Origin of the sequence: Xanthomonas sp. SHU 199, from assembly GCF_000364665.1 — a bacterium.
In the GTDB taxonomy this organism is placed as follows: domain Bacteria; phylum Pseudomonadota; class Gammaproteobacteria; order Xanthomonadales; family Xanthomonadaceae; genus Xanthomonas_A; species Xanthomonas_A sontii.
Genome location: NZ_AQOI01000617.1, coordinates 1 through 521, shown reverse-complemented (window position 1 = coordinate 521; position 521 = coordinate 1). Strand labels below are relative to the sequence as shown.

General features: G+C 72.0%; 2 protein-coding genes. Both read right to left on the bottom strand.

The genetic code is table 11. The annotated features are described in order from the left end of the window. The coding region (locus tag D183_RS0117965) for a hypothetical protein (protein WP_017910218.1) at positions 1-351 on the bottom strand (351 nt) is incomplete at its 3' end. Then, a partial coding sequence (locus D183_RS25170) for a sigma factor-like helix-turn-helix DNA-binding protein (protein WP_039728466.1) occupies positions 348-521 on the bottom strand: 174 nt, incomplete at its 5' end. The genes D183_RS0117965 and D183_RS25170, both read right to left, overlap by 4 nt.

Below are 521 nucleotides of genomic sequence, written 5' to 3'. Positions count from 1 at the left end.
GCAGGCCGTGGCGGTGGCGAAGCCGCCGGCGCTGAGCCAGCGCCAGGTCCGCACACTGTCCCAGAACCCGGGTGCGGCGGCGCGCGGGCGCGGCGCCGGCGCATCCAGGCCCAGCGAGGCGCGGATGCGCACCCACACGCGCTCGGGCACCGCTACCGGGGCGATCTCGTCGGCCAGCGGCATCAGGTGTTGCTGCCATTGCAGCACGGCCGCGGCGAATTCGCGGTCGCTGTCGATGCGTGCTTCGGCGGCGCGGCGTTCCTGCGCGTCGAGCACGCCGAGCACGTACTCGCCGGCCAGTACGCCGCGCGGCGGCGGGGTTTCCTGTGGATCGGGCACGGAGGCGTTCATCGTTCCAGGCACGCTTTCAGTTTGGCCAGACCACGGCGGATCCAGCTCTTGACCGTGCCCAACGGCGTGCCGCTGCGCTGGGCCAGTTCCTCGTAGGTGATGCCTTCGAAGAACGCGGTGCGGATCAAGTCGCCGCGCGGCGGCTCCAGTTCGCCCATGCACACGTCCAG